Below are 22,761 nucleotides of genomic sequence, written 5' to 3' on the forward strand. Positions count from 1 at the left end.
GGACGCTATCCGCAGCTCGGTGCGGTCAGGCCCAGTCCGAGATTGACCAGGAGGACATTCACCGTCGGCTGACCGAGAAATCCGAGCCGGCGACCATCGGTGTTGGCGTCGATGACCTCACGTACCCGAGCCTCGGTGATCCCGTTCTCGCGGGCGATCCGCGGCACCTGCAACTGCGCGTACGCCTCACTGATGTGCGGGTCCAGGCTCGACCCCGATCCGGTCACGGCATCGACCGGAACCTGTTCCGGAGTCACACCTTCCCGGCTCGCGATCAATTGTCTGCGTGTTTCGATCCAGCCGGCGAGCTTCTCGCTGTTCGGACCTTGGTTGCCGGCCGCCGACGCGGACGGGTCACCCGGGGCCATCGGGTCTTCGCTCGACCCGAGCACCCGGGCATGCAGATACTTGTCGGCCTCACCCGCAGGCACCTGCGGATCGATGCCGATCAGGCTCGAACCGACGACGCAGCCATTGCTGTCGGTGACCGCAGACCCTTCGGCGGAGGTCGAGCCGATCCGCGAGATCCCCCAGACGACAGCGGGGTACGCGACACCCAGAATCACGGTCATCGCCAACAGAATCGACAGGCCCACCACACATTGCCGGAGCCAAGCCGTCACAGTATTCATATCGAACTACCCCATTCCCGGGAGAAGGCGGACCACGTGGTCGATCAGCCAAATTCCGACGAACGGCGTGATCACACCTCCCAGTCCGTAGACGAGCAGGTTGCGGCCCAACAGTTTCGACGCAGAACTCGGCCGATAGCGCACACCACGCAGCGACAACGGGATGAGTGCCACGATGATGAGTGCGTTGAAGATGACGGCCGAGACGATGGCCGACTGCGCCGAGTGCAGCCCCATGATGTTGAGCTTGTCGAGCTGCGGGTAGACCCCCGCGAACAATGCCGGCAGGATCGCGAAGTACTTCGCGAGATCGTTGGCCAGCGAGAACGTGGTCAGGGCGCCGCGAGTGATCAGCAGCTGTTTGCCGATGGCCACCACCTCGATCAGTTTCGTCGGATCCGAATCCAGGTCGACCATGTTCCCGGCCTCTTTGGCCGCCGACGTGCCGGTGTTCATCGCCAGACCGACATCGGCTTGCGCCAGCGCGGGGGCATCGTTGGTGCCGTCGCCGGTCATCGCGACCAGCCGGCCACCGGCCTGTTCCTTGCGTATCAGCGCGAGCTTGTCCTCGGGCGTGGCCTCGGCGACGAAGTCGTCGACACCGGCCTGCGCCGCGATGGCCTCTGCGGTCCGGGGGTTGTCGCCGGTGACCATCACCGTGCGGATACCCATCTCGCGCAATTGTGCAAACCGTTTGGCCATACCGGGTTTGACCACATCCGAGAGCGAGATCGTGCCCAGTACCTGGGCCGGACCCCCGTTGGTCCGGACACCCACGACCAGTGGCGTCCCACCACCGGACGAGATCCGGTCGACCTCGTCGGATACCTCGACAGGCGGGTGTCCACCACAGTCTGCGACCCAGCGCAGCAGCGAGTCTGCCGCACCCTTGCGGATGCTCTGCGGTCCGGCTCCGGTGGTGATGTCCATGCCGGACATGCGGGTCTCGGCGGTGAACGGAACGACTTCCCGGTTTGCCTGATCTGCGGCCTCGAGCGCCTCGGGATCCTGCCCGAACTCCTCACGGCACAGGTCGATGATGCTGCGACCCTCCGGGGTGTCGTCGGCAAGGCTCGACTGACACGCCGCCCGCGCCAGTTCGGACACTGTCACGCCCGGCGCCGGCACCAACGCGGTGGCGCGCCGGTTGCCGAAGGTGATGGTGCCGGTCTTGTCCATCAGAAGGGTGTCGATGTCACCGGCGGCCTCCACGGCCCGCCCTGACATCGCCAGAACGTTGCGCTGCACCAGCCGGTCCATACCCGCGATGCCGATCGACGACAGCAGGGCCCCGATGGTTGTCGGGATCAAACAGATCAGCAACGCGATGAGTTTCACCGCGTCCGGGGTCTGCCCGGCGTATTGCTGCATCGGTCCGACAGCCACCACCGCGAGCAGGAAGATGATGGTCAGGCTCGCGAGCAGGATGTCGAGGGCGATCTCGTTGGGGGTCTTCTTACGTGACGCCCCCTCGACCAGCGCGATCATCCGATCGACGAACGACTCACCGGGCGACGTGGTGATCTTCACGATGATCTTGTCCGACAACACAACCGTGCCACCGGTCACCGCGCTGCGGTCACCGCCGGATTCGCGGACCACCGGAGCCGATTCACCGGTGATCGCCGATTCGTCGACGGTGGCGATGCCTTCGACGACATCGCCGTCGCCGGCGATCACCTCTCCGGCCTCGACCACGATCCGGTCACCGATGACCAGGTCGCCGCCGGAGATCTCCGTGATGCTCCCGTCTGCATCGATCCGGCGGGCCATGGTGTCCTGTTTGATCTTTCGCAGACTTGCTGCTTGCGCGCGTCCACGTCCCTCGGCAACCGCTTCGGCCAGGTTCGCGAACAACACCGTGAACCACAGCCAGAAGACAACCGCGAAGGAGAACCACGACGGCTGCCAGAACGCCAGGACAGTGGTGATGATTGCCCCGAGGTAGACGACGAACATCACCGGATTGCGAGCCTGGTCGCGGGGATTGAGCTTTCGGAGTGCCTGCGGCACCGAAGTGACGAGCTGGCGCAGGTCGAATGCCCCGCTGCCCGCGAGTTCGTCGGGTCCGGTGTCGGTCGGAGGAGCGTCGGACGCAACCCCTGTGGTCATGAGAGTGCCTCTGCTATCGGTCCCAGCGCCATCGCCGGGAAGAAGGTGAGTCCGGCCACCAACAGGACGGTGCCGGTCAACAGGCCGCCGTACAGCAGCCCATGTGTCGGGAGGGTCGCCGTGGTCGTCTGCCTTGTCTTCTGCGTCGCCAGCAATCCGGCAAGCGCCAATACGAAGATGATCGGCAGGAATCGGCCGAGCAGCATCGCGAATCCCAGAGAAGTCTGGAACCAGTCGCTGGTGACGGTCAATCCGCCGAACGCGCTGCCGTTGTTGTTGGCGGCGGATGCGTACGCGTACAGAACCTCGGAGAATCCGTGGATGGATTCCGGGGTACCCGGGTCGCCGCTGTTGCCCTGGAAACCCGTTGTCGTGGACAAGATCACGGTGATCGCAGTCCCGATCAGGACCAGGGCCGGCATCACCAGGATGGACAAGGCGGCCATGGTGATCTCCTGCTGACCGATCTTCTTGCCGAGGAACTGCGGGGTGCGGCCGACCAGCAGGCCGCCCACGAACACGGCGATGATGGCCAGCACCAGCATGCCGTACAGGCCGGTTCCGACACCGCCGGGTGCGATCTCGCCGAGCAACATGTTCCAGATCAGTGCGCCTCCACCGCCGGCGGAGTAGCTATCGTGAGCTGAATTGACTGCACCGGTGGATGTTCCGGTGGTCGAGACCGCGAACAGTACCGATCCGGCGACTCCGAATCGCTGTTCTTTGCCTTCCATCATCGCACCGGCGGCCTCGGCTGCAACGCCATTGGTGTGCGACTCGAAGGCCCAGACCACCGCCAGCATTCCCGACCAGATCACCGCCATGACGCCGAGGATCGTCAGGCCCTGTCGTCGATCACCGACGAGGGTGCCGTACGTGCGTGTCAAACACACCGGAATGATGAGCAGTGCAATGACTTCCACGACGTTGCTCAGCGGCGTCGGATTGGAGAACGGGTGCGCCGCGTTCGCCGACAGGGTGCCGCCACCATTGGTGCCCAGTTCCTTGATCGCCTCCTGGGAAGCGAACGGTCCCACGATGCTCCGTCCTGAAGAACCGTCGAGGCCGATGAAGTCGAAGCCACTCTTGAACGACTGGATGGCGCCCTGCGTGAGCAGCAGCACTGCAATGACAATGCTCAAGGGCAACAGGATTCGCAAGGTCGCCCGGGTCAGGTCGACCCAGAAGTTGCCGAGGTGACCGTCACCCTTCCTTGCGATGATTCCACGGATCAAGGCGATCGCCACCGCGAGTCCGACTGCAGCAGAGAGGAAGTTCTGTACCGCCAGGCCGAGCATCTGGGTCAGGTTGCTCATCACCATTTCAGGTGAGAACGACTGCCAGTTGGTGTTCGCCACAAAGGAGATGGCGGTGTTGAACGCCATCGCCGGACTCACGGCCGCGCGGCCGTCGCTCCACGGCAACACTCCTTGAAGCCGTTGCAGCAGGTACAGAAACAGGACACCCATGAACGAGAACGCGATGACCGCCATCGCATAGCCGGTCCAGGTTTGCTCGCGTTTGGGGTCGACTCGCACGAGTTTGTACAGCAGGCGCTCGGGCGCCCAATCGCGAGCTCCGGAGAACACTCGCGCCATGTAGTCGCCCAACGGCACATAGGCCGCAGCGAGAATGAAGACCACCACCCCCACCTGCAGGGCGGCGGCCACAGAGGTATTCACGCGCTAGAACCTTTCGGGGAAGATCAGCGCTGCGAACAGATACAGCACGACCGCGACCGCAACAACCACCAACACCACGGTGATGGCGCCGTCCGCGGTCACCGGCGGGTCCTCGCGCCGATACTGCGAAGGACGAGTGCGCAGAGCGCAAACCCGCCCAAAATCGCCAGAACGAACCAAAAGTCTGCCACGTCCACTCCTGAAAACACCCCGGGTCACTCCGTCGAACCCGGCTGGTGTTCACAGCATGCGACGCAATCGCAGCGTCTGACCCCGGCGTTAACGACACCCATACGCCCACGCCCGGCATCAATACGAAATCTTTACGGCCTGGCCACTACGGCAGGCGCCAACCAGCCGGTGTCAGTCCGACCCCCTGCCCGTCAGGTTTGGTCACACGCGAGCGGCAACACCCGAGTGGCCCTCGCTGCGTTCTCTGTTCCAGATTCCTGCAGGCGCACACGGCAAGCCCACATCCTTGAGGGTCAGAATCCCCGCCGGCGCCGCGGCGACGTTGAACGCAGCGCTGACCGCCGGCATGGCGGTCATCGTGTCCCATTCGTGGTTGCCCCAGTGCTCGGGCGGGACGAAACGTATGCGGGTCCGGACTTCGGGTTCGCCCTTGATGACAACCTGGTAGTGATCGTCGTCGAACACCCAGTCCCCGTTCAGCTTCTTGGTGAGATACCAGGCGACGTTGGACTGGACGACCGTCTTTCCGTCGACCTTGCCATTCCACCCGGCACGGATCGCGGCGATGGTGTCTTTCTTCATCAGCAGCCAGCCGAGATCGACGTCCTCCGAAGCGGTTTGGTGTTCGATGAAGAACTCCATGTCGTCGAGGTCGTAGTGCAGCGCGAGCGCCATGCGACCGACGGAGTCGCGGAACGTGCTCAACCACATTTTCGCCATCTCCAGCACGGCGTCCGAGGCCTCCGGCAGGGAGAAGCCCAGCGCCTGCCAGGTTTCGGCCGACTCATAGACCGAGCAGTCCGCCGACTCGAAGATCGACACCTGCTGGACGTCACGACATACCGCCGTCATCGCCGTCACCATCGTGTTGATCCAGCCGGGATTGATTCCGGAGATGTAGAGCGAGCTGTTGCCACGCTCACACGCAGCCGCGAGCTTCTCCTCGGTCTCGCCTTGAATACCGCCGATGTTGAGGAACAGGTTGGTGCTGATCACGTCGAGTCCGCTTTCGAGCAGTCGGACGACGTGATCGAGGTCGGCCATGAACGGGTTGTAGAAGACGGTGTCGGCACCCAGTGCGATCAGCGCGTCGATGTCGGTGGTCGCGACCACCCCGGTATCGGGCCGCCCACACAGGGGTCCGGCGTCGGTGCCGGCCTTGTCGTCCGAGTACGCGTAGACACCGACCAGTTCCAGCCGCGGATCATCGAGAATGCCCCGCAGACTGAGCTTTCCGACCTTGCCGGTGGTCCACTGGATGACCCGCAGCTTGTTCTGCAACTTGTCCATGGCTTCCTTCGGTTCGACACCTGTCGGCCCATCGGGTCGCACGGTGAGGCGTAGACGGTTTCCGGGTCGATGTCCCGGCGTGATCGAGTCGGGCTAATACTAGACATTCCTTCTCGTAATTCGCGGGCTTTTGGCGAACCAGGTCGAACCCCTCGTCGAGGTAGACGACGACCGTAAGCTGCCCCCATGGAAGCAGTGCCGCGCCCCGGCCGACCCCGGAGCCAAGCGACCCACGACGCGATCCTCGAAGCGGTACGCGACATCCTGGTCACCGGCGGCTATTCGGACGTCGCCATGGACCACGTCGCCAACCTCGCCGGCGTCGGGAAACAGAGCCTCTATCGCCGCTGGCCATCGAAAGCACCGCTGGTCGCCGAAGCAGTCATGGACGCCTACGGGCAGAATCGCCAGTTCGAGTTGCCCGACACCGGCGACATCCGCGCCGACCTGCGCACCTGGCTCCACGGGCAGGCGGCCTACCTCGGCTCGCCGCGCAACGTTGCCCTCAGTCGAGCGCTCGCAGTCGCCGCCGCCGACAATTCGCTCGATGGCGACGCCCTCTACAGCCAACTCGCCGGACCCCACCATGACGCGTTGCTCCACCGACTCACCGGTGCGACACACGCCGGAGACATCCGGGCCGGGGTCGACCTCGAAGCGGTCGCCGACGCGCTGATCGGCGCCACCCTGTACCGCATCCTCACCCACGTCAGACCCGTCGAGGAAACGACCAGGCACTTCGACGGCCTCGTCGACGCCCTGATGATCGGATTACAGGTACCGAAGTAGTCTTCCCACGCAAAGCCACCAGATGCGGTGGGTTTGTGGCCTCGAACACCGTGGGACCGGCTGTCATGATGGTCCATGGATTCCCCGAAAACTGGTGGGAATGGCACGAATTGATGGGACCGCTGGTGGCCGACGGGTATCGCGTCCTGTGTCCCGATCTGCGCGGCGCGGGCTGGAGCTAGGCTCCACGCGACCGCTACCGCTACCGCAAAGCAGACATGGCCGACGATCTGGTCGCCATCCTCGACCGGTTGGGGGTGGCCAAGGTCCGGCTGGTGGCGCACGACTGGGGCGGCCCCGTTGCCTCGATCCTGATGGCACGCCACCCCGAAAAGTCGTCGGGTTCTTCGGACTCAACACACTCGGCCCCTGGGTCACGGCAGATCGGACCGTGATCGCCGATCTGTGGCGGCTCTGGTACCAGTTTCCCGTGGTGATCCCGATGGTAGGACCGAAGATCATCGCCGACCCCGAGGGCCGATACCTGCGATTCATCGGCCGTTGGGCCGGTGCCGGATTCCTACCGCCCGGTGCCGATCTCTACGTGCGCAGACTGAGCGAGCCGGGCCACGCAGTTGCGGGTTCACGCTGGTATCGGACGTCGCTCACCGGCGAGATGCTCAGGTGGGTTCGCGGCGAGTACGCAGACGTCCGGCGGGCAGCGTCCGGAACTCGTCCTCGATCGACTCCGCGCATTTTTACGCGAGCTATGACTCGACGGCGACCATCACCCGTCGCCTCAGAGTCGACCGAGCAGTTCGGACTTCTTCGCGGCGAACTCCTCGTCGGTGAGAATGCCCCGTTGATGTAGTCCGGCCAAGGATTCGATCGCGGCAACGATTGCGTCGGCGTCACTGGACGGACCTGAAGAGGACGACTGACCCGGGGTCGCGAAAGTGGTTGTGGGACCAGGGATGTTCTGTACGTCGGGCGCCGCGGCCGGTGCAGGTTGCGACATCTGCCCCGCCGAAGGTGCGGCGACGGGAGTATCGGCGACCTGTTGCGTCCCGAGCTCTCGGAGACTCGACACGTCGAACGTCCCGAACTGACTGGTGAAGTTCACCGAGCCGTAGGCGCCACCCTGCTGCTGCTGAACGCCGCCGATGGAATGGTCGCCGGTGTCGAAAACCCTTGTGCGACCATCTACTTGGATCGCAAGACGCCGAGTGTTCGGAAAGATGGCGTAGCGGGTGTTGTTCTGCCCCCCAGATGAGCTCGGCATGCCGAGGTCACTCGGCCACCAGTTGCCCGACGTGTTACCTCCCGAGGAATCCACCGTTGCGCGAGGAAACACCGTGACGGTGGAGAGGAGTTGGGACAATTCGCCGCACAGCGCGTCGACCCTCGACTTCAGGCCGTTGTCGAACATGTTGCCGACCATCGTCATGCCGCCCCGCATCCATTGGCCCGATCCACCGAGCTCGGGAATCGAGAACTGGGCCATAGTGCCGCCACCGGAATTGACGGCGAACAGCATCGCCAGTACGGCATCCTGCGACAACGCATGGCGGTCCGCGATATCGGCGACCGCGCGTTCGGCTTCGGGGGTGAGAGTTGCCCTCATGATGGTGGATCCTTCGTCGGCTGGATTCGTCGTGAGCCTACACAAATCCGGCCCGAGCCGACGGTCGGAGGATCGTTCGGACGGCCCACAGCGCATATGTCGGCTCAATACATCAAACTGATTTGATGTATCGGGTGTACGCTTGAAGGTGTGGTGGCATCACGACACACCGTCCCGCCTTTTCTGCATCTGGCAGCCCATCCATTGCGGTGGCGGTTGATGGCGTTGTTGTCCTCCGGCGACTACCGCGTTGGAGAGCTGGTGACACTGATGAACGAGTCCCAGAATCTGATTTCCTACCACTTGCGCTTGCTGCGAAATGGCGGGCTGGTCAGGGCCGCACGCAGCTCTTTCGATGGCCGCGACACTTACTACCACCTCGAACTCGACCGCTGCGCCGAGATGCTGACAGGCACCGGGACGGCATTGCATCCGGCGCTCGATCCGGCACCCACACCCCATCCGTTCGTGCACACAAAGCCGATGAATGTGCTGTTCGTATGCACGGGAAACAGTGCTCGCTCAGCAATCGCGGAAGCGCTGCTCCACGTTCGAACCAGTGGCCGGGTCGGCGCGGTCAGCGCCGGCACCCGGCCGAAGCCGGACATGCATCCCAACACGATCCGGGTCCTGCGAGAGGAGTTCGGTATCGACATCTCCGATCAGCCGCCCCGTCACGTCGACACCTTCGAGCGTCGACGGTTCGACACCGTGATCACCCTGTGCGACAAGGCCCGCGAAGTCTGCCCGGAGTTCGGCGGCGAGAGCCGACGAATCCACTGGAGCATTCCCGACCCGGCCGCAACCTGCGGCTCCGACGACGAGATCTACGCGCAATTCCAGGCCACTGCCGCCGAGATCGACACCCGGATCCGCCATCTGCTTCCGACCCTGTCCACCGAAACCTGAATGGAGTAATGATGTCTGCGCCAACCGAATACGCCAGCGTCCGTTACATCGTCGATGACGTGCCCGCCGCGATCGACTTCTATACCAACAGCCTCGGATTCACACTGCACACCAACCCCGCGCCTGCCTTCGCGGATGTCATCCGCGGCTCGCTGCGACTGTTGCTGTCCGGCCCGGCCAGTTCAGGGGCCCGCGCCACCCCGGCCGACACCTCCGGCGCAGGCCGCAATCGCATCCACCTCATCGTCGGCGACCTCGATTCCGAGATCACCCACCTCCGCGATGCAGGCGTCACATTCCGCAGCGAAGCGGTCACCGGACCAGGTGGTCGCCAGGTCCTGATCGCCGATCCTGCCGGCAACCTGGTCGAGTTGTTTCAGCCGGCCTGACACCACGTCAGGCACGGAACTTTCCGTGGGCGGTCAGACCCTTCTGGCGGGGGCAACAACCCCCGACTCAGAGGTCGGGTATCCGGAGTATCTGGCCGACTGTGATGAAGTCTGGATCGGAGAGTTGATTGGCCGCCGCGATCAGCGGGAACATCGAGCTGTCCCCGTAGAACTTTGCTGCCAATTCCGAGAGCGTGTCTCCCGCAACCACTTTGTACTTCTTGGTCAGTCCCGGGATCAACAGTACTTGCCCGGTCCTGATGACATCCGGATCGGGCAGCTCGTTCGCGATCGCGATCACTTCGAACAGATCGGCATCGCCGTAGAACCGTTTTGCCAATGCCGACAATGTGTCACCTGAGACCACCTTGTATTTCTTGGCCATGATCATGTCCTCTCGCCTTGTGATTTCCGCACCGCCCGTGGCCCGGTGCGCCTGGGACCGATCGTGGTCTGACCGCTGACCGAAGTAACGAGTAGTGCGCTACGTCAATCGTTCGACACCGGGACATGCGGCGACGAGTAATAGTGCTGCGACCGCCCCCTCAGATGGGCCAGGTAGTCGTCGTCCAAGACAGGTAGTGCACTACTCGTGTGTTCATCGACCACACGTCAGACGATTGAAGGAATCCCCCGCATTGGAGGTTCGCCAAGCAGACGCACTTCGGCCACAGCTCTGCTGACACCCACTTGTGCCCGCGAGCCAGTTTCACGACAATCCTTTGACAGAAGGGCTTTTCGATGCATCGGGGAGCAGTGTTCATCGGCGTCGACCGGACAGGCGCCGGCATGCCGGTGTTGCGCGCCGCGGCGTCGGGCGCGCGGCAGATGCACGACTGGGCAGTCGATCCTGAACGCGGTGGGATGGAACCGGCAAACGTCCGCCTGCTCACCGACGCAGGCACCAAGGTCACCTCGGACGGGGTCCTGACCGCGGTCGAGGAACTCGTCGCCGCCGGTGTCGACCAATTGATCGTCTACTTCGCGGGCCACGGACTGCTGGTCGACATGATCGAAACCTGGATGCTGTCGGACGCACCGAACCGCGGCAACGCCGCCATCAGTGTCGGCAAGAGCATCCAAGCGGCCAAACGGGGCAAGACGCCGCACGTCGTGATCATCTCGGATGCCTGCAGAACACCCGCGCACGACCTCGACACGCAGTCACTCACCCCGGTCTCCGCGTTTCCCAACAGTCTGGGCACGGGATCTCGACCGCGTGTTGACGTCTTCTACGCAAGCGCGCAGGGCGAGGCCGCAATCGAGATCAATACCGTTGCCGCCGAGGGGATCTACACTTCGGTACTCCATGAGGCGCTCCACGGTCGGCTCTACGATGCGCAGGGACTGGAGCGCGATGTGATGGTGCGCGGCAACCACGGCGACCCACGCTGGTACATCTACACCAATCCGCTCTGCGTCTATCTCGAGGCTGCGGTCAGCGCGCGCCTCGCCGAGCTGGATCTCGACATGGATCAGTCGCCGACGTTCGACGTTCAGGTCGGTGTGAACAAGCGATGGCTCGCCAGCGTGGATCGCGGCGACGACGGGCCCATACTCCGCGGTATCGGCGCCACCAACTTGGAGAGCACGGTGTCCCGGCGGTCGCTGTCCACGATCACGGCGGACCTCTACCGGGCGGCAGTCGGTCCGCCGGAGGCATTCGAGAGCGAACTCGTGCTGGCCGAATCCGAGGGCGCAGGACGGTTCGCCAGCTCGATTCGTTCGCTGCTCGATCCGGTGGCAACCGGAGATGCGGCACCGCCGGCGAAGGGTGGCCGGCGTTGCCTCCGTGTACGGGGTGCGTCGATTCGTCGGGCGATGTCGCCCGGCGGGGCGGTGGCCACCGATGGCGGGGTCGTCGACTTTTCTGGATCAGGCACACACATGGTGACACTCGAACTCGACAATGACACGGCGACAATGCTTCCCATGGTCGAGGGTCAGGTATTGGAGGTGCATGTCGTCGGACGCCACATCAGCGCAGTCTTCTTTGAACCGGATACAACCACGGGTCGGGAGCAGAACCTTCGGCGGATCAAGGCGATCGCCACCGCGTCGGCACAGCGTCGTCGCCACCCGGATGTTCTGGACGGCGTCGATCTGGCAGCTCTGCTGTCCCGCGGCCGGCCGGACGACCTGACCCTCTCCGTGTATCAGGCGTACGCGCTCCACAGCCGCCAGGATCTGGATCGCTTGGCAGAACTGCGAACGCGACTGGCCGAGCAGCGCAACGGTATCGAATTCCTTGATCTCGCCCTGCTGGATGCCGAGTCGTCATCTCGGCCAGGATTCGGCGCACAACTCGTGACGCCGTTCCCACTACTGACGCAGGGCTGGGATCTCATCCCGGACGACCGCCCGGCGCTGTGGTCCCGTACCGGCCAACTCCGAGGCCATCTCCTGCCATCGCTGTGGACGGTCTTCGGCAGTGCCGCAACTGATCTGTTGTTCGAACCCGCTTGATCCGATCCGACACGAGGAGAACAAATGTCCCGAGAGATCATCTTCATCCACGGTCGATCGCAGCAGGGCAAAGACCCGGCCGCACTCAAACAGGAGTGGATCGACAGCCTCAATGAGGGACTCGCGAAAAGCGATCCGGCACTGGCTCCGATCACCACCGACCAGGTCCGATTCCCGTTCTACGGCGACACCCTCGACCGCATGGCAAAAGGCTTCACAGACGGCGACGTCCCAGATGTCATCCTGCGTGGTGAACCGACCCTCAACAGCGAAGCACAGCGATTCATGTTCGAGGTCCTCACGAAAGTGCAGCAACAGCAGGAGATTTCCGATGCGGAGGTATGTGCCCAGGGCGGAATATCCGCCACGGAACGTGGCCCCCTGAACTGGAGGTGGATGCGCGCACTCTTGCAGAAGCTCGACCAGAACGGCAGCCTGAGTGCGGTGACCATCGCGTTGGCCACCTATGACGTCTTCCAGTACCTCACCAACCGCACCATCCGCGGTCGCATCGACGATGGGGTGATCGGAGCCTTCACACCGGGCGCCGACAGTGTTGTCGTCGCGCACTCGCTGGGCACCGTTGTCGCCTACACGCTCCTGATGCGCGAGGGCGAGAACCGGAACTGGAAGGTACCGCAGTTGATCACCGTCGGGAGTCCGTTGGCCGTCAATGCGATCCGTGATCGAGCACCGGGAATCGGGGATGTCGGCGGCAACCGTACACCTCCGTGTGTCAGAGCCTGGTTCAACGCCATGGATCCACACGACGCGGTCGCGCTGCGCCCTCTCGATGCCACGCATTTCACGATCAATCCACCGACGCCGGCCATCGAGAACAAGATCGATGTCGACAACCGAACGCCGAATCAGCATGGCATCAGCGGGTACCTGAGTGATCCCGTGGTGGCGCGGCGAATCCACGACGCCCTGCAGGAGTAGGCCATGGCCACCGGAGAGATCGACTTTCATCTCGAGATCGGCCCCTATCCGCATGCGGATCACCCCGACCGCTACCTGGCAAGAGTGATCAGGGCACCGTCGGGTGGACGTCCGTCCGCGGTGTTCGACCTCGATATCCACGACATCGTGAACCGGCGCGATGACCTCGAGAACGCGATCCTGGCCGCATCCGTCTCGGCCCGGCGCGCCATACCGGTCAGCGAGCAGTCATTACACGAGGTCGGCACAGGGTTGTTTCGTGCAGTGTTCGACGGTGCCGTCAACAACGCATATCGGGCCAGCCTCGGGGCTGCGCAGCACCAGCGCAAACGACTTCGGCTGGTGCTGAGCCTCACGGCCCCCGAGTTGGCGGCGGTCCCATGGGAGATGTTGTTCGATCCCGACGATGGGAGGTATCTCTGCCGGCAGAGGCCGCTCGTCCGGCACATCCCGGCACCGGACTTCGACCCATTACCCCTCGAGGTGACACCTCCCCTGCGCGTGCTGTGCTTCGTAGCGTCTCCGAGAAATCTCGGAGCGCTGAACACCGAGGCCGAGATCGCCCAGCTGAGAGCGGCTTTGCGTGAAGAGATCGACCAGCATCGGATCGAGTTGGTCTGTGTGCCCCAGGCATCGTGGAGCACCGTGCATCGTTATCTGCTCTCCGGGACGTGGCATGTGGTGCACTTCATCGGTCACGGCGACTACGACCCGGTGAAGGCCGAGGGATGCATCGCGCTGGTGGGTGAGGACGGCCGCGCCGATATGGTCGAGGCATCACGCCTGACAGAGTTGCTCGACGAAGCCGAGCCCACTCCGCGTCTTGTTGTGCTGAACTCGTGCTCGTCAGGGCGCGCCGCATCGGACGACCTTTTCGCGGGCACTGCCGCCGCCCTCGCTCGTGGCGGTGTCAGTGCCGTTGCCGCAATGCAGTTCACCGTCAGCGATGCCGCTGCCATCGAGTTCGCCCGCGGCTTTTACACGGCTGTAGCCGAGGGTCGCGACATCGACCGCGCCGTCCTCAGCGGACGAAAATCCATCCTCGGACTGCCCAACACCCTGGAGTGGGTGACACCGGTGCTGTACATCCGGGGTGGGTCGACGCGGCTGTTCCGTCTGACGGATCAGTCACCGAGGACACCGTCGAATCCGTTGCCGACCACCGTGCCCAATCCACCGTCAAACCCCGCCCCGGTGCAGGCGCCACCGGAGCAACGCAGCTTCCCACCCATTTCGTTTCCGGTTTCAGAGCCGCGGTTGTCTCCGGCGTCAGAGCCGCAGCCGGATCTGACGTCGCGGCCGGTATCGGGACAGCCGTCGTTTCCGGTTCCAGAACAATGGCCGGATCGGCGGTCGCGGCAGGAATCGGGTCCAGTGGGACAACCGAGCCGGCGACCGGTTGACCCTCCCGGCCCGACCCCGCGTCCAGAACGCCGCGTAGCCCCGCGTCCCGACGCGTCGGATCAGGCACCGGCCAACACCAAACCAGTCGCACCGAGTTTGATGCTGTGTCTGGTTGCCGCCGGTCTGGCCATCCTCGGGGCCGCGCTGATGTTTGTGCACCCGTTTGTGCCCTTTGCAAATGACGGTTCCGGCAAAACACTGCTGACCACAGATGAATTCCGGATCCGCATGGTCCCGATACTCTCGTTCGCCCTCATCGCCGGCCTTGCCGGAGTTCTCGCCAGTTCTGGACGCACACGTCAGATCGGCTTCGGATTGATGCTGAGCGGCGTTGTGATCGGTCCGTGGCTACTCTTCACGCTGTGGATCAGTGAGGGAGGCTCGCTGTCAGCTTGGAGCAGCGATTGGGGTATCGCCATATGGATACTGATCATCGGGGCCTCGAGCTGGATCGTCGCCGCGGGCGTGGCGATTCTTGCGTTGTTGTCTACCCGCGTGAATTCACCTCGACCACGACTCCCCCTCAGCGATAGGCACTTTCAGGTTGCTCTTCTGATGGGCGGATCGGCTTGCATTGTGATCTTGGTGCATCACTACTCCATGCCCGATACATGGCCTGCATTAGGGCGAATCAGTCAGCCGCTCGGTGGGCTTTGGATCGCGGCAGCAGCATTACTCGTACCGCTTGTCGCGTCCGCAATCCACGAGCATTCTCTTCAGGTCGGGCTCGTCATCGGGTGGGCCGGGGTATCCACTGCTTTCCTCTTCGACCGCTTTCGGGAACTCTACGAGCTGCACGACGACTCGGCCGCCCCAATGATTCTGGCCATCATCTTCGGACTCCTCGTCGTTGCGTGTGTCGTGTTGTTCACCCGCACTTGGCGGAACGGGGGCCGCCTGGTACAGGCGTAGTCGGGTCGACCGGAACTTCCTGATTGCGCGGGTTGCATCGTTTGGCTTTTCGGGCTCACAGTCGCGATTCACTCGCATGCTTCTGAATCAGATCGACGAGGTCGGAATCCGATACCGCGAACCGACTGGTCCGCCCGATCACCCTCAATGCACCGGCGACTTGACGGTTCTCCCCCAAAACAAGCGCCGCAATGGCGCTTCGGCCCATTCGTGATTCGTCGACTTCTGTGGCGATACCCGTGACGCGGATCTGGTCGAGATGCGTATCGAGGGCATCGCGGTCGGTGGTGGTGAGTGGGGTCAGTTGCCGAAGTGTGTCGTTACGATCGATTCCAATACTGGCCAACATGATCTTGCCGATGGCCGAGGCGAGCGGATTCTGGCGCATCACGGTCGCGCCCGGTAACTCATGATCCGGATCTCGGTCGATGAGCCGGATCTGGTTACCTGAACAAGAGGCGAGAAGGACCGCGTAGCGCACCGAAAGTGGTGTTGCTCCAACTGAATCAGGGGACTCAGCGTGAGTGCCGGCGTCTCCGTCGGCGCCGCTGGTGCTGTATTCGGTCGCTGCGGTCTGGTCCTATGCTGTGACGACCGAGTCCGCGACACCGTCGAGATCGTATTCAACATTCTCAGCCATGGTGGTTACCTCGATCGTGATGTGTCGACCCAGAGGTCAAGTACGACGACGAACCAGACTCTGTTGTCGGAAGGTAGATCTCGCGAATGTGCAAGACCCCGAGAATGCGAGACCAAGGACCTACGCGTGGGTGAGCGGATGGCGGTGGCACTCGCACCGGCGGCCAGTTCGTTGTCTCGCAGCATCCGGCGGCCCCGAAGAATCTGCACCGAATGACAATTCGGGCCTTCGCATAGGGCCATGCTACTTAGCAGATGCAACGCTTGTCTGACGCCCGCAGCCTCTCTCACCAGCGGAAATGCAAACTCCGTCCGCCGAACGGTCGACACATCAGCTGTTCTGTTGGATAGCCCGTTCCCTCAACCGACTGTTGTCCCGACGTACCTGTCGGCGAGTGAGAGGGTCGCGTCGAGGATCTTCAGGCCCTCGCGAACCTCTGATTCGGTGACCGTGCACGGCGGCACCGCATGGATGCGGTTGAAGTTGGCGAACGGGAGCAGCCCTGAGGACTTGCACGCGGCGATGACCTCGTTCATCGCCGCGCTCGATGAACCATAGGGTGCCAACGGTTCCCGCGTCTGTTGATCTACGACGAGTTCGATCGCCCAGAAGACGCCGAGGCCACGCACCTCGCCCACTGACGGGTGCCTGCGGGCGAGGTCCCGCAGTCCGGGGCCCAGGACCTCGGCCCCGATCCGTGCCGCATTGTCGACGATGCCCTCTTCGGTCATCGCATTGATGGTGGCAACGGCGGCCGCTGTTGCCAGCGGATGACCGGAGTACGTCAGTCCGCCGGGGTACGGACGGTCGGCGAATGTCGCGGCGATCTTCTCGTTGATCGCGACACCGCCGAGCGGAACGTAGCCCGAGTTGACTCCCTTCGCGAAGGTGATCAAGTCTGGCGTGACGTCGAAATGATCGATGGCGAACCATTTTCCGGTGCGCCCGAAGCCGGCCATCACCTCGTCGGCGATGTACACGATCCCGTAACGGTCGCAGATCTCCCGGACCCCGGCGAGGTAACCCGGTGGAGGAACCATGATCCCGGCGGTTCCGGGCACTGATTCCAGGATGATCGCGGCGAACGAGTCGGGGCCTTCGAGCCGGATCAGCTGATCGAGATGGTCCAGGGCGCGCTCGGTCTCCTGCGTCTCGTCGGCCGAGTGGAAGGCCGAACGGTACAGGAAGGGCCCGGAGAAGTGCACGACGCCGCTGTTTCCGTAGTCGTTGGGCCAGCGGCGTGGATCGCCGGTGAGATTGATCGCGGTGTCGGTGCCGCCGTGGTACGACCGGTACCGGGCGAGCACCTTGTGACGCCCCGTGTGCAGCCGGGCCATCCGCACCGCGTGCTCCACCGCATCGGCCCCACCGTTGGTGAAAAAGATCTTGTTCAGGTCGCCCGGAGTGCGCTCGGCGATCAACCGGGCAGCCTCCGAGCGGGCGTCGTTGACATGTGCTGGTGCGATTGTGCAGAGCTTGTTCGCCTGCTCCGCGATCGCGGCCACGACCTTCGGATGTTGGTGCCCTATGTTGGTGTTGACCATCTGCGACGAGAAGTCCAGCAAACGGTTCCCGTCGCCGTCCCACACGTACGACCCCGAGGCGGCCACGATGGTCATAGGGGTCAGATGCGCCTGCGCCGACCACGAATGGAAGACGTGTTCCCTGTCGAGCTGGTATGCGCGTCGACCCTCTTCGATCGCGGTGTCGAGATCCAGGTCGTTCGGGAGTCGGTTTCTGACAAACGCTGTCATTGTCGAATTCCTCGGTGCTCGTTGCGGTCTGGGATCTAGTTGTTCTCGGGGAACCCGAGATTGATGCCGCCGTGGCTCGGGTCGAGCCAGCGGGTGGTGACAACCTTTCCGCGAGTGAAGAAATGCACCCCTTCCATGCCGTGGGCATGGGTGTCGCCGAACAGGGAATTCTTCCAGCCGCCGAAACTGTAGTACGCAGTGGGCACCGGGATCGGGACGTTGATCCCAACCATGCCGACCTCGATTTCATTCTGGAAACGTCGCGCCGCCCCACCGTCATTGGTGAAGATGGCAGTGCCGTTCCCAAACGGACCGGAGTTCACCAGATCAATCGCCTCGTCGTAGGTCTCGACTCGTACAACAGAGAGAACGGGCCCGAAGATCTCGTCCGTGTAGACACTCATGTCGGTGGTGACATGGTCGATCAGCGTTGGTCCGAGCCAGAACCCGGAGTTGTCGCCGTCGACGGCGACGCCCCTGCCGTCGACGACGATCGTGGCACCGTCCGCTTCCCCGGCATCGACATAGCTCGCCACCTTGTCTCGATGTGCCTGTGTGACCAGCGGTCCCATATCTGTGTTGCGCGTTCCGTCGCCGACCTTGAGTCCGGCGGTGCGCTGGGCGATTTTCGCGACCAGCTCATCGGCGATGTCGCCGACGGCGACGAGCGCCGAGATCGCCATGCACCGCTCCCCCGCCGAACCGAATCCGGCGTTCACCATCGCGTCCGCCGCCAGATCCAGATCGGCGTCCGGCAAGACGATCGCATGGTTCTTGGCTCCGCCCAACGCCTGAACACGTTTGCCGTGCGCGGTACCTGTCGAATAGACGTATTGGGCGATCGGTGTCGACCCCACAAACGAAATGGCCTTGATCGTGCGGTTGGTCAATAGTTCGTCGACCGCGACCTTGTCACCTTGCAGCACATTGAATACGCCGTCAGGCAGACCGGCTTCGGCCCACAGCTTCGCCATCCAGATCGCCGCCGACGGATCCTTCTCACTCGGCTTGAGCACCACCGTGTTTCCGGCGGCGATCGCGATCGGAAAGAACCACATCGGAACCATGGCCGGGAAGTTGAACGGCGAGATGATCGCCACCGGCCCCAGCGGCTGTCGCAACGACGCCACGTCGACCTTGGTCGAGGCGTTTTCGGTCATGCCGCCCTTGAGCAGATGTGCGATGCCGCAGGCGAACTCGACCACTTCCTGACCCCGGCTGATCTCACCGATCGCATCGGAGATCACCTTGCCATGCTCGGCGGTGATGATCTCCGCGAGTTCGTGCTTACGAGCGTTCAACAACTCACGGAACGCGAACAGCACCGACGTGCGCTTGGCCAGCGAGGTGTCACGCCAGGCCGGGAAGGCCGCCGCGGCGGCATCGATCACGGCTTTGGCATCGGTCGCGCTCGCAAGTGCGACAGCCCCGGTGACGGCGCCCGTGGCCGGGTTCGTCACCGATGCGGTGCGGTCGCTCGAGCCGGCGAATCCGGCGCCGGTGGCCCAGTGGGAGATGGTGCGTGTTTCCGTTGGCGCAAGTGTCATGTCCACAGCTTGCCGCACCGAATCCGAGATCAGACCCACCATCTTGTATTGGAAACCCGCCAACTCTTTACACTCTGTACATGCAGCCGACCATCGCCGACATTTTGGAACTCCCCGTCGTGCAAGCTGGCGCACCCGAGGTCGTGTGCGACGGATCGCTGGATCAGCCAGTGCGCTGGGTCCATGTCAGCGATCTCCCCGACCTGTCCGACCTGCTGCAAGGTGGTGAGCTCGTCTTGACCACCGGTCCCGCGCTCACCGAGATCGGCGCCGGCGGCAGATACCTCGAGGGCCTGGCGGCCGCAGGGGCGGTCGGGCTGGTCCTCGAACTCGGAGTCCATGTCGCCGAAGTCCCGGCGGACGTCATTCTCGCGGGACGGTCACTGCGGTTTCCCGTGATCGCGCTCCATCGGCAAACCCGATTTGTGGCGATCACCGAAGCTGTACATCGCAGTATCGTCGCCGACCAGTACTCCGAGGTCGACTACGCACGCCGTGTCCACGAGATCTTCACCGACCTGGGGATGCGGCGGGCGTCGCTGGCCGAGATCGTCGCTGCCGCAGCCGGACTCCTGGAAGGATCAGTGGTCCTGGAAGACCTGAACAGGCAGGTTCTGGCATTTACCGCCGTCGACATCAGTACCACCGACCTGCTGGAGGAGTGGCAACGCCGTTCGCGTCTGGGAGGTCCGGTGGATGCGGCCGGTGAACCGATCTGGACCATCACATCGGTAGGCCCCACGGGACAGGAGTGGGGCAGGCTCATCGCCCCGGCCGCCACCGCCCCGGGCCAGCGTATCCGGATGACTCTCGAACGCGCGGCTCAGGCACTCGCGTTGCGGCGCATGGTCGAGCAGGACCTCACCACACTCGAACTGCAAGCGCAGAGCGGACTCATCGATGAGTTGCGAACCGGAACCATCACCGACGAAGCCGAAGCACTCACCCGGGCACGTGCGCTCGGCCTCGGATCCACAGCGGACTATCTACCGTTGACCATCCGGCTCCGTCGGCACAGCACTTCCGATCAAGTTGCCGCACAGCAACTCCGGGTCCGCGCACTCGACGCCGCCACACATGCAGTGGGCGTCGCCCGGATGACCGCACTCACCGCCGGACGTCGGCCCGACCAGATCGACGTGTTGCTGGCCCACCCCACCAACAGTTCCGACCAGGACCTCGCCACCCTGTGCACCGGGGTCCGCACAGCGCTACTTCGGATCACCGGAATCGACCATTGCGTCATCGGGGTCGGGTCATCGTCGCACCGATTGCTCGACGCGGCGCGAGGTCTCGCCGAGTCCGATCACGTTGCCGAAGTGGCATTGTCCTTTCCTGAGTCCGACCGACCGTTCCATCGCGTCGGCGACATTCGATTGCGCGGTCTCATCGCTCTCATTCGTGACGATCCGAGAGTGCAGCGGTTCGCCGAGACCGAACTCCGCAACATCCTCGATTATCAAGCCCGCCACGATGGCAACGACGTCGAGATCCTCCGAGCCTTCCTCGACGTCGGCGGTAACAAGACAGAACTTGCTGCCCGCCTACACATCTCACGACCCAGCTTGTATGCTCGACTGGCCCGCATCGAGAAACTCCTCGGCGTCTCCCTCGAGGACGCCGAATCGCGGACGTCGCTGCACACGGCACTACTCATACTCGATTCACGCCACAGCACCGGCAGCGGTGAATACTGATCACCCCTGCCGGTGCCGGCGAGTAACGACTGCGCAGACAATGACGTCGGCGGAAAATCTATCCGTAGCGCGCACGCACTACGAGAAGGTGGTGACCGACAACCACAGGTTCATACCGACGCGGAGTGTCGACGTCACGATCTCCGCGGCCAGATGACTCAGTGCCTCGTAGCTGTTCGGAAGTGCCGAGCCTCCGCGTCCGCGGCCCGTTGGAAATCGAGATCATCGGAGGCGCAGGCCAAGCAGATCGGTGCATGGCCGACGGAGGGGTCCCGGTCCATCTCGTAGGCGATATAGCTGTCTTCGCATCGGTGACATTGAATCCGGGCTTCCCACATGTCATCGACATCGTCACGGGGATCGTGGGGACGACGCATGGTGAACCAGCCGTCGCGACTGAAACCGAGCGCGACGCCGTAGATGGCGGCTGCCAGAACAAACGACACCGGAGGCGCCCACACCGCACCCACCGCTCCCCCTGCGGCAACCATGACGATCCCGACCGCAGAGCTGACTCCCCATGCGATCACGCCCGCCGGGTTCACCGCGGGCACGCGACCGGGCCGAAACTCCAGGGAATCGGCAGGGATCGACCGTAGGCGCATCCATACTATGTGGGTCAGCGCGATCGCCACCCATCCGACGATCACCACGCCCTGGTACTGCAGTGCCTGCACGATCCATGTCAGCACGTTGGTCAGCATCATCAGGTAGACGAGAGCTGCAACCACCACGACCCAGAACGTGCGGGGCATCGAGAACTTCAGCGTGCGTGCGAAGAAGTTCTGAAAGTTCGTCGACGCCAGGTAAAAGTTGCCACTGTTGACCCTGGTTTGACTCACGACGACCCACAGCAAACCCCAGATCCCCATCATGCCGACAATCCCCAAGATCGCGGATTCCTCGGACACCGGACCGGCGATCGTGATGGTCTGCGCCAGGAAGATCCCGACCATCGCATTCACCAACAGGGTGACGATGTAGAAAGGAGTGCCAAAGCTGAACCGAGCGTTGAACTTTGCATCTTCGGGTCGCCCGAATCGGGCGTAGTCCCACGCCATCATGGTCACGACCCAAACGCCCATGTAGATCACGAATGCGTACCACCAGCCGGGTACCCCGAGATCGGCGGTGGATTCCGGCGTGTAAGTGAGCCAATCGTTGCTGTAGCCATACTCGGCAATGGTCCACACCACCGAGCCGACCAAGCCGATCACGTACAGCGGCAACAGCACTCCGTTGAGCTTGTCGAGCCACGTTGTCACTCCACGCCACGCCAGTGGCGCCTGATAGAGGACAACAACCAGCGACCAGAACGCGATCGGCAACGCCCCGAAATAGGCATGCAGCGCCGATGCGACGATGGACCCTTCAGCCACCACATAGTAGGCGATGGTGATTCCGAACAGTGCTGCTGCGAAAGCTGATCCGGCGCGACCGAACAGGACTCTCGAGAACAGGGACACGCTGGTGCCGGTCTCGTTCGCAACCCTGGCAGCAACCGAATTGATGGCCCCGTAGGCCACCACCGACAGGCCGATTCCGATGATCGAGTTGATGGTGCCGACTGCCAGCGCGACCGTCGCGCCGATGACGACAAAGAACATCGCGCTCATCAATCCGAACCAGGCCATCGACACCGACGTCCGGGAGGTCCGCCAGGATCTCGGCACAATGTGCATCGAATAGTCTTCACCGGCCGCTTTGGCCAGTACGTGGGGATCGTCGGTGAATGTGACTGCGAGGTCGGGTACTTCACTGGCCGCAGGTCTGCGTGCTTCTGTGGTCATGACTGGTTCCTATGTGAGTTGTGACGCGGAACAGATATTGAGGTGAGCGA

18 protein-coding genes and 1 pseudogene are annotated in these 22,761 nt (G+C 63.3%); 8 read left to right on the forward strand and 11 right to left on the reverse strand.

Annotation, left to right across the window (positions count from 1 at the left end; genetic code table 11):
• Window positions 1-5: 5 nt before the first annotated feature.
• The 5 genes from VIQ49_RS03075 to VIQ49_RS03095 all read right to left on the reverse strand — a co-directional run bounded on the left by VIQ49_RS03075 (window position 6) and on the right by VIQ49_RS03095 (window position 5,899).
• The gene (locus VIQ49_RS03075; RefSeq protein ID WP_331880624.1) at window positions 6-632 is read right to left on the reverse strand and encodes a potassium-transporting ATPase subunit C; all 627 of its coding nucleotides are present in this window, start codon (window positions 630-632) and stop codon (window positions 6-8) included.
• A 6-nt stretch (window positions 633-638) separates the two neighbouring features.
• On the reverse strand, window positions 639-2,744 hold the full coding sequence (gene kdpB / locus VIQ49_RS03080; protein WP_331880626.1) for a potassium-transporting ATPase subunit KdpB: 2,106 nt from the start codon (window positions 2,742-2,744) through the stop codon (window positions 639-641).
• Entirely contained in the window at window positions 2,741-4,426 is a 1,686-nt protein-coding gene (kdpA, locus tag VIQ49_RS03085) for a potassium-transporting ATPase subunit KdpA (protein ID WP_331880628.1), read from the reverse strand. Before kdpA ends, kdpB begins: the two co-directional genes overlap by 4 nt.
• A gap of 3 nt (window positions 4,427-4,429) precedes the next feature.
• Entirely contained in the window at window positions 4,430-4,528 is a 99-nt protein-coding gene (gene kdpF, locus VIQ49_RS03090) for a K(+)-transporting ATPase subunit F (protein ID WP_331880631.1), read from the reverse strand.
• Window positions 4,529-4,819: 291 nt separating this feature from the next.
• The gene (locus tag VIQ49_RS03095) at window positions 4,820-5,899 is read right to left on the reverse strand and encodes a hypothetical protein (protein ID WP_331880711.1); all 1,080 of its coding nucleotides are present in this window, start codon (window positions 5,897-5,899) and stop codon (window positions 4,820-4,822) included.
• A gap of 195 nt (window positions 5,900-6,094) precedes the next feature.
• Here VIQ49_RS03095 and VIQ49_RS03100 point away from each other — a divergent pair, with 195 nt between their 5' ends.
• Both VIQ49_RS03100 and VIQ49_RS03105 read left to right on the forward strand, forming a co-directional pair.
• The gene (locus VIQ49_RS03100; protein WP_331880633.1) at window positions 6,095-6,697 is read left to right on the forward strand and encodes a TetR/AcrR family transcriptional regulator; all 603 of its coding nucleotides are present in this window, start codon (window positions 6,095-6,097) and stop codon (window positions 6,695-6,697) included.
• A 53-nt stretch (window positions 6,698-6,750) separates the two neighbouring features.
• Window positions 6,751-7,352 (forward strand): annotated as a pseudogene (locus tag VIQ49_RS03105) (alpha/beta hydrolase); the annotation flags it as partial.
• A gap of 84 nt (window positions 7,353-7,436) precedes the next feature.
• Here the strand turns inward: VIQ49_RS03105 and VIQ49_RS03110 are convergent.
• Entirely contained in the window at window positions 7,437-8,261 is an 825-nt protein-coding gene (locus VIQ49_RS03110) for an SHOCT domain-containing protein (protein WP_331880636.1), read from the reverse strand.
• Between the two features lie 150 nt (window positions 8,262-8,411).
• Between VIQ49_RS03110 and VIQ49_RS03115 the strand changes: the two genes are divergently transcribed.
• Window positions 8,412-9,170 carry an ArsR family transcriptional regulator gene (locus VIQ49_RS03115; protein WP_331880638.1) on the forward strand — a complete coding sequence of 253 codons (759 nt, stop codon included), beginning with the start codon at window positions 8,412-8,414 and terminating at the stop codon, window positions 9,168-9,170.
• A gap of 11 nt (window positions 9,171-9,181) precedes the next feature.
• Window positions 9,182-9,559, forward strand: coding sequence for a VOC family protein (locus VIQ49_RS03120; RefSeq protein WP_331880640.1), 378 nt, complete (start codon window positions 9,182-9,184; stop codon window positions 9,557-9,559).
• A gap of 67 nt (window positions 9,560-9,626) precedes the next feature.
• Here the strand turns inward: VIQ49_RS03120 and VIQ49_RS03125 are convergent, their stop codons facing one another.
• Window positions 9,627-9,944, reverse strand: coding sequence for a LysM peptidoglycan-binding domain-containing protein (locus tag VIQ49_RS03125; RefSeq protein ID WP_331880642.1), 318 nt, complete (start codon window positions 9,942-9,944; stop codon window positions 9,627-9,629).
• Window positions 9,945-10,300: 356 nt separating this feature from the next.
• On the opposite strand from VIQ49_RS03125, the gene VIQ49_RS03130 reads away from it, so the two are divergent.
• The 3 genes from VIQ49_RS03130 to VIQ49_RS03140 are packed head-to-tail and all read left to right on the forward strand — an operon-like array spanning window position 10,301 to window position 15,283.
• A complete protein-coding gene (locus tag VIQ49_RS03130; protein WP_331880645.1) occupies window positions 10,301-12,025 on the forward strand; it encodes a caspase family protein in 1,725 nt (574 codons plus the stop codon).
• A gap of 24 nt (window positions 12,026-12,049) precedes the next feature.
• The gene (locus VIQ49_RS03135) at window positions 12,050-12,967 is read left to right on the forward strand and encodes a hypothetical protein (RefSeq protein WP_331880648.1); all 918 of its coding nucleotides are present in this window, start codon (window positions 12,050-12,052) and stop codon (window positions 12,965-12,967) included.
• 3 nt (window positions 12,968-12,970) lie between these two features.
• Window positions 12,971-15,283, forward strand: coding sequence for a CHAT domain-containing protein (locus tag VIQ49_RS03140; protein WP_331880651.1), 2,313 nt, complete (start codon window positions 12,971-12,973; stop codon window positions 15,281-15,283).
• A 55-nt stretch (window positions 15,284-15,338) separates the two neighbouring features.
• Here the strand turns inward: VIQ49_RS03140 and VIQ49_RS03145 are convergent, their stop codons facing one another.
• The 3 genes from VIQ49_RS03145 to VIQ49_RS03155 form a co-directional block, all read right to left on the reverse strand.
• Entirely contained in the window at window positions 15,339-15,764 is a 426-nt protein-coding gene (locus VIQ49_RS03145; protein WP_331880653.1) for an IclR family transcriptional regulator domain-containing protein, read from the reverse strand.
• A gap of 518 nt (window positions 15,765-16,282) precedes the next feature.
• Entirely contained in the window at window positions 16,283-17,677 is a 1,395-nt protein-coding gene (locus VIQ49_RS03150) for an aspartate aminotransferase family protein (RefSeq protein WP_331880655.1), read from the reverse strand.
• Between the two features lie 35 nt (window positions 17,678-17,712).
• Window positions 17,713-19,224 carry a CoA-acylating methylmalonate-semialdehyde dehydrogenase gene (locus VIQ49_RS03155; RefSeq protein WP_331880657.1) on the reverse strand — a complete coding sequence of 504 codons (1,512 nt, stop codon included), beginning with the start codon at window positions 19,222-19,224 and terminating at the stop codon, window positions 17,713-17,715.
• A gap of 80 nt (window positions 19,225-19,304) precedes the next feature.
• Between VIQ49_RS03155 and VIQ49_RS03160 the strand changes: the two genes are divergently transcribed.
• Window positions 19,305-20,921, forward strand: coding sequence for a PucR family transcriptional regulator (locus tag VIQ49_RS03160; protein WP_331880659.1), 1,617 nt, complete (start codon window positions 19,305-19,307; stop codon window positions 20,919-20,921).
• 158 nt (window positions 20,922-21,079) lie between these two features.
• Here the strand turns inward: VIQ49_RS03160 and VIQ49_RS03165 are convergent, their stop codons facing one another.
• The gene (locus VIQ49_RS03165; RefSeq protein WP_331880661.1) at window positions 21,080-22,711 is read right to left on the reverse strand and encodes a thiamine permease; all 1,632 of its coding nucleotides are present in this window, start codon (window positions 22,709-22,711) and stop codon (window positions 21,080-21,082) included.
• Window positions 22,712-22,761: the final 50 nt, after the last annotated feature.

Origin of the sequence: Williamsia sp., from assembly GCF_036566845.1 — a bacterium.
Classification (GTDB): Bacteria; Actinomycetota; Actinomycetes; order Mycobacteriales; family Mycobacteriaceae; genus Williamsia.

Coding starts and splice junctions, on each gene's coding strand:
- VIQ49_RS03075 (WP_331880624.1), bottom strand. CDS start 632: ATGAATACTGTGACGGCTTGGCTCCGGCAATGTGTGGTGGGCCTGTCG.
- kdpB (WP_331880626.1), bottom strand. CDS start 2,744: ATGACCACAGGGGTTGCGTCCGACGCTCCTCCGACCGACACCGGACCC.
- VIQ49_RS03100 (WP_331880633.1), top strand. CDS start 6,095: ATGGAAGCAGTGCCGCGCCCCGGCCGACCCCGGAGCCAAGCGACCCAC.
- VIQ49_RS03110 (WP_331880636.1), bottom strand. CDS start 8,261: ATGAGGGCAACTCTCACCCCCGAAGCCGAACGCGCGGTCGCCGATATC.
- VIQ49_RS03120 (WP_331880640.1), top strand. CDS start 9,182: ATGTCTGCGCCAACCGAATACGCCAGCGTCCGTTACATCGTCGATGAC.
- VIQ49_RS03125 (WP_331880642.1), bottom strand. CDS start 9,944: ATGGCCAAGAAATACAAGGTGGTCTCAGGTGACACATTGTCGGCATTG.
- VIQ49_RS03130 (WP_331880645.1), top strand. CDS start 10,301: ATGCATCGGGGAGCAGTGTTCATCGGCGTCGACCGGACAGGCGCCGGC.
- VIQ49_RS03135 (WP_331880648.1), top strand. CDS start 12,050: ATGTCCCGAGAGATCATCTTCATCCACGGTCGATCGCAGCAGGGCAAA.
- VIQ49_RS03140 (WP_331880651.1), top strand. CDS start 12,971: ATGGCCACCGGAGAGATCGACTTTCATCTCGAGATCGGCCCCTATCCG.
- VIQ49_RS03150 (WP_331880655.1), bottom strand. CDS start 17,677: ATGACAGCGTTTGTCAGAAACCGACTCCCGAACGACCTGGATCTCGAC.
- VIQ49_RS03155 (WP_331880657.1), bottom strand. CDS start 19,224: ATGACACTTGCGCCAACGGAAACACGCACCATCTCCCACTGGGCCACC.
- VIQ49_RS03160 (WP_331880659.1), top strand. CDS start 19,305: ATGCAGCCGACCATCGCCGACATTTTGGAACTCCCCGTCGTGCAAGCT.
- VIQ49_RS03165 (WP_331880661.1), bottom strand. CDS start 22,711: ATGACCACAGAAGCACGCAGACCTGCGGCCAGTGAAGTACCCGACCTC.